The 8,248-nt window shown below is 66.8% G+C and carries 9 protein-coding genes; 6 read left to right on the top strand and 3 right to left on the bottom strand.

Going from position 1 to position 8,248, the window contains the following annotated elements:
• The 5 genes from ACTHK2_RS01000 to ACTHK2_RS00980 all read left to right on the top strand — a co-directional run.
• Positions 1 to 258, top strand: a 258-nt coding sequence (locus ACTHK2_RS01000) for a formate dehydrogenase accessory sulfurtransferase FdhD (protein ID WP_440243784.1), incomplete at its 5' end; no start/stop codon positions are given.
• Entirely contained in the window at positions 255 to 494 is a 240-nt protein-coding gene (locus ACTHK2_RS00995) for a formate dehydrogenase subunit delta (protein ID WP_440243782.1), read from the top strand. The genes ACTHK2_RS01000 and ACTHK2_RS00995, both read left to right, overlap by 4 nt.
• 318 nt (positions 495 to 812) lie before the next feature.
• Positions 813 to 1,655 carry a hypothetical protein gene (locus ACTHK2_RS00990; RefSeq protein WP_440243780.1) on the top strand — a complete coding sequence of 281 codons (843 nt, stop codon included), beginning with the start codon at positions 813 to 815 and terminating at the stop codon, positions 1,653 to 1,655.
• Between the two features lie 15 nt (positions 1,656 to 1,670).
• Positions 1,671 to 3,188 carry a S8 family peptidase gene (locus tag ACTHK2_RS00985; RefSeq protein ID WP_440243778.1) on the top strand — a complete coding sequence of 506 codons (1,518 nt, stop codon included), beginning with the start codon at positions 1,671 to 1,673 and terminating at the stop codon, positions 3,186 to 3,188.
• Entirely contained in the window at positions 3,076 to 3,798 is a 723-nt protein-coding gene (locus tag ACTHK2_RS00980) for a hypothetical protein (RefSeq protein ID WP_440243776.1), read from the top strand. The genes ACTHK2_RS00985 and ACTHK2_RS00980 overlap by 113 nt, the downstream gene beginning before the upstream one ends.
• A 90-nt stretch (positions 3,799 to 3,888) precedes the next feature.
• Here ACTHK2_RS00980 and ACTHK2_RS00975 read toward each other — a convergent pair whose 3' ends face one another.
• A complete protein-coding gene (locus ACTHK2_RS00975; protein ID WP_440243774.1) occupies positions 3,889 to 4,773 on the bottom strand; it encodes an alpha/beta hydrolase family esterase in 885 nt (294 codons plus the stop codon).
• Positions 4,774 to 4,990: 217 nt separating this feature from the next.
• Here ACTHK2_RS00975 and ACTHK2_RS00970 point away from each other — a divergent pair, with 217 nt between their 5' ends.
• Positions 4,991 to 6,331, top strand: a complete 1,341-nt coding sequence (locus ACTHK2_RS00970) for an OmpP1/FadL family transporter (protein WP_440243772.1) — start codon at positions 4,991 to 4,993, stop codon at positions 6,329 to 6,331.
• Between the two features lie 223 nt (positions 6,332 to 6,554).
• On the opposite strand, the gene ACTHK2_RS00965 is transcribed toward ACTHK2_RS00970, so the two are convergent.
• Complete coding sequence (locus ACTHK2_RS00965) at positions 6,555 to 7,682, bottom strand: hypothetical protein (RefSeq protein WP_440243770.1); 1,128 nt, start codon at positions 7,680 to 7,682, stop codon at positions 6,555 to 6,557.
• Between the two features lie 97 nt (positions 7,683 to 7,779).
• Positions 7,780 to 8,248 (bottom strand): CGNR zinc finger domain-containing protein (locus ACTHK2_RS00960; RefSeq protein ID WP_440243768.1); only part of this gene is annotated, 469 nt, incomplete at its 5' end.

Raw genomic sequence — 8,248 nt, 5'->3', positions numbered from 1 at the left:
CTCGGTGCGCTCGTGCGACGCGAGCTCGACGTCCGCGGCGGTTTCGCCGTCGTGACCAGTCGCGCGAGTTACGAGATGGTGCAGAAGGCGGCGACGCTCGGCGTCGGCCTGCTCGCGGCGATCTCGGCGCCGACCGCACTCGCGATCCAGCTCGCGACGCAGGCGAACCTCACCCTCGTCGGCTTCGCGCGCGGCGACGACCACGTCGTCTATGCGCACGCCGGTCGCATCGTCGAAACGGAGGCAGCGCGCGCGTGAGTGGAGTCGATCAACTCGTGAAGATGGCCAACGACATCGGCGCGTACTTCCGCGCCGAACCCGATCATGCGGCAGCAGTCGCCGGCATCGCGACGCACATCCGCCGCTTCTGGGAACCGCGCATGCGCCGGCGCATCCACGCGCACGCCGCCGCCGGCGGCGCCGGCCTCGACGCGCTCGTGCGCGAGGCGATCGCCGAGCTCGCGCGCGAGGATCCGGCGGCGCGCACGGAGTAGGGTGTGTCGCGGGCGCCTGGCACGCGGGGCGCCTGGCATAAGCGCAGACATTCTCGCTGGTAGCCCTTGGGAGCCTCCGAACAAGCCGTCGTCCCCAAGTCCAAAGCGCCGTCATTCTCGCGAAAGCGGGACCAGCGCGCAGCGCGCAGAACGCCCGTAGGGCGGCCCCGAAGGGGCGAGCGCAGCGAGTAATCCATTTTGTATTTTTGGCTTCAGCGGCTTCAAAGCAAGATAAAAATCCGGCTTTCTCGGGGATGACGGCGTGTTCAGAGGGTTCGCGAACGGCATCAGCCTCACGCGATCTGGGGAGGGTTGGAAATGTACAAACGTGCCTTTGCGCCGGTTCTGGCGCTCGTTTTCGCTCTGTCTGCGCCGTCCGCTCAGGCGTTCTTCGATCCGCCGTGGATCACGCCGGAGCAACCTCTGGCGGGAGAAATGGTGTACATCAATATCCACGGTGGCATCTGCGATGCGATCACAACAACCCCGGGATATCCGCAGGTAATACTGGAGGGTAACGCAATTCGATTCGTCGTTTCCGGTGTCCACGAAGAGGACCTGGATTGGTGCATCTACGGCGTGGGAACTGCGACGTATCCGATTGGTGTCTATCCAGCTGGGGCCTATGTCCTTACCGCCGAAATGCGCTACACCGATTTCTATGCTAATCCGGCGGTGCTCACCATTGGTGCGGTCGACTTCTCCGTTCGTGGCACTGTTGCGCCGACCGTCCCTGTTCCGGCAGCTGGCTCAACAATGCTGGTTGTGCTACTGGTGCTGGTGGCGGGCATCGCTCTGCTTGCGCTGCATAGACGGCGCGCGCACGCTCTGTTCGTACTGTTTGCTCTCGTTTCGCTGGATGTCCGCGCCCAGTACATCATCAACTGCGTCAGCGGTGCCACCGGCGCACCCAGTTCCGCGGCGATCGTCAACTGGGTCAATACCAAGCCGCACGTCGGCACGCCGCCGCTGCAGGCCTATTCCAGCGTGGCGCCGTTGGACGCGAACTACCTTATCCCCGATCGCGCGACCGGCGACTTCCTCGGCTGGCTCATGGCCAATCCGCAATCGGCGCGCGCGAAGCTCGAGCGCTGCGTGATCGAGCGCTACAACGTGCCGGATGTCGCGGCGGCGCTGGCGGCGCTGCAGGGCGACCCCTGAGTCGCTTCGGCGGCGGTGCCGCCCGAATGGTCATTCTCGTCGGTCGGACTCATCGACTTCGGCATCACGCCCTCGCCCGAGCCGCCCGCGGGCGGCGTGGAGCAGTACGGGTGGTTCGATCTCAATATCGATGCAGCTTGGAGGCTCGCCGGCGGCTATGCCCTCGTCGGCCAGGTCGATACGGGGCTGGACCCGGCCAGTGCGGCGCTGAAACAGTTCAGCGGCACGACGTATCTCGGCGGCGGCTTCGTGCCGCAAGCGTCGCGTGATGTCGGCCTGACTGGAGGCGAGACCATTCTCATCATTCCGTCTCAGAGTCCACCCGGCGGCCCTGCCTTCGATGCCGGGAATGTGGACGAGGCGAAATCGATGTGGATCGCCGCCGGGCCATGCACGTCCAATCCGAATCAAAATGCGTTTCTGCCGTCGACACGTGCCGGACATGGCACGCATGTGGCTGGGTTAATTGCAGCGAGCGGCGCCGCTGGTCTCGGTATACAGGGCATTTGCAGGAATTGCGGCATTGCTATGTGGAAGACCACATATCTTACTTGCAATGAATCGGCCTCCCCCGCGACAGTCTATCCTCAGACCAATAGATTCGCCCCGCGCCGCGCCGAAGCCCAAACCATCGATCTCGGCGCACAAATCCTCAATATGAGCTACGGTGGAGCGACACAGTCCTACGGCTACTGCGGCCCCGCGCACGATCAGTTGCCCGAATGCCTCTCCCTGATGTACGCGAGCTCGCGCGACATCGCGATGGTCGCCTCGTCGGGGAACGATAGGAACGACCTGAACTTTCCTGCGAGCGATGCGCGCGTAATCGCGGCGGGCGGTTTCCAGCAGGACCTCGCATTGTGGGACGAATCGCCGGGCGGCAACACCGGTTGCCCGCTGTACCCGCCGTATGCGAACGAATGCGGAAGCGACTTCAGTGTGTCTCACAGCGGCGCCTACTACGGGCGTCAGGAACTTCTCGCGTCGGCAAGGCAGGTGCTGTCCACCGCTTATCCGAACAAGAACTGGAATGCGAGTCTCGCCTGCGGCGACGGCTTCGGCACGCCGATGGGCGACGGCGTGGGCCTGTGCACCGGCACGTCGATGTCGGCGCCGCAGATCGCGGGAGTCCTTGCCATTCTGCGCTCGATCAATCCTCTCGTTTATCCGGGCGATGCGGAGCCGGTCGCGCCGGCCAAGCCGGGGCTTCGCGCGGTGCTTGCGCAAACCGCCTCGCGCGTGGGTGCGTGGGACGCGCGCCTTGGTTATGGCATTCCGGATGCGGCGGCAGCCGCGCGCCGCATGCTCGGCACGGTCGCCGGCGCCATCGTCCGGAATCGCGCCACGCCGCTGTTCCGCTTGCGCAGCGACTTCACGAAGGATTACGCCGAAACGACGTCGCCGCGGTACGCGCGCGCTGATGATCACGCAGGTGCACAACTATACGCAGCCCGCCGCCGGAACCGGCGCGCAGCCGCCGGTGCCCGGCTACGCGTTTTCCTACGATCCCCAGGATCCGTCGAATACGCATGATACGTACGAGTCGGTGCCGCCGGCGCCGCGCGCCGCGATCTACGTGTTGAGCACGGAGTACAAGCCGCGCAGCGGATATCCCGACCTGATCCCGTTGTATCTGATGACGAAGAACAAGACCGGCGGCCACGATCACCTGCTGGCGACGCCGGCGACGATGGCCGTGTTACACAACAGCGGCGGCTACGACCTGTGGACGATCCAGGGCTATATCTACCAGCCGTGCACGCCCGAGCCGGCGTGCATTCCGCCGTTTGCGGAGAAGCTATGGCGCAAATGCAAGACTGCCGACAACGACTGCGCGACCTTTCTCGAAAGCGAGCGCGGCGCCTTCGAGGCGGCGAGTTACACGGCAGTGCAGCCGTCCACCAGCAATGCCGTGCTCGGCTATGCCTATGCCGCCGGCGACAGCGACGGCGACGGCCTGCCGGATGCGCTCGAACTTGTGATCGGCACGCGCAAGGACGCTGCGGACTCCGACGGCGACGGTATCAGCGATGCGGTCGAGTTTCCGTTGGCCGGCGTACCGGTGAGTGATCCGTGTTACGGCGGTACGCTGGGCGCTTCGCTCTGTCCGGGCGATCGCATCTTCGCGAACGGCTTCGAGTGAGGTGCTGGGGTTTCCGAACGCCATCATCGTGAAAGCGCGCTGGATGCTTGCTCGGTTCGATCGCCGAACTCGAATTGCGACACGCGTGGATCAGGGACCGAGCGCGAACGGGCAGATGTGATTCCAGATCTGGCCGAGATGGGCCGTCGAGTAGGTGTGGCCGCCGCCGAACAACGTGAAGTAGAGGTCGCGGTCGCGCACCCAGCCGGCGTTCTCGAAGCGCTGCGGGTCGCCGCCGGCGCCGTACTGCGTGTACAGCGGATCCTGGTTGCCGAGATGGATGTCGACCGGAATCTTCGGCTGCACCGCAGCGAGGAAACTCGCGCATGCAGGCGGTGGATTGCCGTTGTCGGTGCACGCGTACTGTTCGAGCGAGCCTGCGCTGACGCCGTACGCGGCGAAGTAGTCCGCGTTGTTCAATGCGAGCGCATGGCCGTAGTGCGCGCCGGCGGAAAAGCCCCATAGGTAGATGCGGCTGCGTTCGACGTTGTAGGCGGAAAGCGCATCGTCGAGCGCGGCGCCGATTTCCTCGATGTCGCCGGCCGCACCCCAGCCGCCCTGGCTCGAATTGCCAACCGGCGCGAGCACGAGGAAGCCCTTGCTGTCGGCCCATGTCGCCCAGTTCGTGCGCACCTGCTGCGCGGCGGTTGCGGTCGGCAGCGATTGGCCCCGCAAGGCGAGCAGTAATGGCGATGCCTGGTTGGGCGTGTATCCGGGAGGCACGTGCAGGTAGTAGCTGCGCGTGCCGACACCGGGTACGCCAATCGTGCGCGTGACGTTGCCGGGATACGCCCCGCCGCTGCCGCCGGACGGATCGTGCGGAACGACGCGCGTTTCGTAGCCGTCGTCGAAGATGCCGTCGCCGCCGGGGCACATCGCGCCCGGAAGGTGCACCGTGCTCGCGGCGAACGCGGCCGGTACGGCGGCGCATGGTGCGAGGCCGAGCAGGATGGCGAACAGACGCTCGAAGCGCACGGGAACCTCCGTTGGTCGGTGTAGCGGCACCTTAGCCGGCGCCGGTGGGCACTTGTCGCGGACGATTTCACGAATGCGGTGCGAGTCGGGCCGGCTGGCCGACCATACGCCCCCGTTTGCGGCAGCGCACGATGGCCAGATCGTCGAACTTGACGTTAAGATCGCTGCGGATTCGTTACAGACCCGCAAAGAAACCGTTCGCCCCAAGGAGTGCCGTATGCAGCACAAGACCCGTCGGACCAGGCTCGTCCCGTCGTTCGCCGCCCTGCCACTGGCGCTCGCGGCGGCTCTGGTGGGCCAGGACGCGTTCGCGAGCGGCTTCCAGCTCAAGGAAAACAGCGTGCAGGGTCTGGGCCGGTCCTATGCCGGCGGCGCCTCCGCGCCCGGCGACTGTTCGATGGTCGCGAACAATGCAGCCGCCATGGGCGACCTTTCCGGCGAGAACTGCGTCCAGGTCGACCTCAACGTCATCAACTTCAAGACCGAATTTCACGGTAGCGGCACCGATCTGCTCGGCCGCCCGCTGACCGGCAACAATGGCGGCGACGGTGGCGTGACCAAACCGGTGCCGGCGATCTACCTCACCCACCGCATCAACGACCAGTGGACGATCGGCGCTTCGGTCAATGCACCGTTCGGCTTCGAGACCGAGTACGACGACCGCTCGATCCTGCGCTACGAAGGCGTGCTGTCCAAGCTCGAATCGATCGACCTGAGTTTTGCCGCGTCCTACAGGATCAACGACCAGTGGTCGATCGGCGGCAGCGTCATCGCGCAGCGTACGAGTGCGGAACTCACCCAGGCAGTCGACTTCGGCACGATCCTCGCTTCGCCGACCAACGGCGCGGTGCTGCCGCAGGAAGCGGACGGCTTCGGCGGCCTCAAGGGCGACGACTGGGGCTACGGTTTCACCGTCGGCCTGCTGTGGAAGCCGACCTCGAGCGATCGCATCGGCCTCAACTTCCATTCGCAGATCGACCACACGCTGGAAGGTGACGCGCGCTTCCAGGTGCCGAGCAACATCCTGCCGCTGCTCGGCGGCGCCTTCGTCAACCAGAAGGGCCAGGCCGACTTCGACACGCCGTGGTACGTGACCGGCAGCTGGTGGCACACCTTCGACGAGCGCCTCAGCTTCGGTGCGGACATCAGCTTCACGCACTGGTCGAGCTTCGAGAATCTCCTGATCAAGTATTCCGACGCGGCGATGGGTCCGTTCACGCGCGCGCAGGAGTTCGGCTGGGACGACACCTGGATGTACGCGTTCGGCGGCGAGTACCGCCTCAACGACGAGTGGACCCTGCGCGCGGGCGTCGCCTACGACGAAACGCCGACCACCGATCTCACGCGCACGCCGCGCGTGCCCGACGGCAATCGCACCTGGCTCTCGATCGGCGTCGGCTGGAAGCCGTCCGCGGATTGGCGCTTCGACGCCGGCTTCGTTCACCTCTGGGTCGACGATGGCTCGATCGATCACACCACGTCGACGTTCAGTCATCTCACCGGCGCCTTCCAGAGCTCCGGCAACGTGCTCGGCGTGTCGGCGCAGTACATCTTCTGACGCAGGCGCATCGATTGGGGAGGGACCGGCAGGCACCTTCGGGTGCCTGTCGCTTTTCCGGGCGGCGAGTCGCTTCGCAGCGCTGAGGGGTGAGGCGTGGCGGTGCGGCGGGACTCGCCGCTGCGCGGCTCGACCCGCCCTACATGGTCGCCGTTGGCGGCGCGCTCGCGTGTAGGGCGGTACGCGCGCAGCGCGTGCCGCCGCCGGCTCGCCCGTCCACCTGTCAGTCGTAGCCGTCCGCGAACAGCCAATCCCAGCTCTGGTTCTCGTACGGGCCCGGGTCCGGCGCGCCGAAGCGGTTGCGCGGCAACGCATCGAGATCGAGCGCGCTAAGAGGCGGGAATGGCACGGCGGCGAGGCCCTGGTTGATGAACGGCGAATCGTCGCGCAGGCGGAAATCGCCATTGGAGGCATCGGCGAATCTCGGGTCGCCGGCCAATGCGTGGCTTGTCGCGAGCGGCAGGTTGCCGCCGACCACGCCGACGAGGCTGTAGTCGGCGCTCGCGCTGCCGTCGCCGAGGCCGATCACCGCGGCGCCTTCGAGGTTGAGATCGGAAATTGCATTGTCGAAGAACAGGCTGTTGACGATGCCCATGTGCACGCTGCCGGCGAGACCGGCGCCGATGCCGCAGCCGCGCGCGCCCTGGCCAGCGCAACGGCCGCGCGCGACCGTGCTGTTGGCAACCAGCACGGCCGGGCTCACGTTCTGCGCGGTCGCATTCACGGTGATCGCGGCGTGGCCGTATGCCGACGCGGATGCGCTATTGGCGTCGAACAGGCTATTGGCGACGCGCACCGCACCGTATTTCGCATACAGGTTCGCACCGCCGCCGAACCAGCCTTCGTTGTTCGCGACAATCACGTTCTCGAGCCAGAGCTCGGTGAACGCGCCCGAGTACGCGCCCATGTCGATGCCGCCGCCGCGCTGGAACGGCGCCGAGTCACCGTAGCCGTTGCGCACGCTGAGGTTGACCACCGCGAGGCGCGTTTCCTGCGTCGTGCCCGCGGGCGGTATGAGGATGATGCGCAGCACCTGATGCTGGCCGGCGCCGTCGAGGACCGTGCGCGAGGCGTCCATGCGCATCTGCGCGCAGTCGTTGCCGTCGACCGGATACCAGCCGCCGGAGACCGTCAGCCAGCCGGTGGTCTGCGCGGAATACAGGAACGAGCCGCTGAACGTCGTGTAGACGCCTTCGCGCAGGCGGATCTCGTCGTCGCCGGGCGAGGCGGCCGCGGCGCTGAGCGCCTGCTGCAGCTCGACGTGGTCGCGCACGCACCAGCTCGCGGCGGACACGGGTGTCGAAAGCGCGAGCGCGATCGCGCAGGCAGTGATGCTCGGTGGAATTCGCATCGCGGTCCTCGCTCGAAAGGCGTGTTCGATCCGTTACGCGAAGCGGCATGCGAAATCCGAACGGCGCGATCGACCTGGTGCGAATGGCGCTGGGTGGTCAGCCGGCCGCGACACGCCGGCGCTGCTGGAATCGGCGCGCCTTCGCGCCGTTGCCGCACATGCGCATGCTGCACCAGCGGCGCGTCTGGTTCTTGCTCGCGTCGTGGAACAGCCAGCCGCAGCCATCGGGCGCCGGGCACTGCTTGAGCCGCACCGGCTCGCCGTGCTGCAGCAGCTCGACCGCCGACGCGAGCACCTGCCACAGCGGCCGCTCGAGCGCGTCATCGTCGTCCCAGCGCCAGTGCCAGTGCGCACCGGGCTCGAGCTGCCGGTGCGCGAGCGCGACGGCGGCCTCGCGGTTGAACGCGTCGAGGTCCGCGGGCGTGGGCGCGCGCCCGTGCGCGCGCGCGGCGAACACGCGTTGCAGCAGGTCGCGCAGTTCGCGCGCATGCGCGAACGCGGCGGCCGCGCGACGCGGGTGCGCACGTGCCGAGGCGGCGAGGCGCGACGCCGTGCGCGCATCGAGG

Origin of the sequence: Dokdonella sp., assembly GCF_051958935.1 — a bacterium.
Classification (GTDB): domain Bacteria; phylum Pseudomonadota; class Gammaproteobacteria; order Xanthomonadales; family Rhodanobacteraceae; genus Dokdonella_A.
The sequence above is the reverse complement of the archived record's forward strand: the minus strand, read 5'-3'. Positions and strand labels throughout refer to the sequence as shown.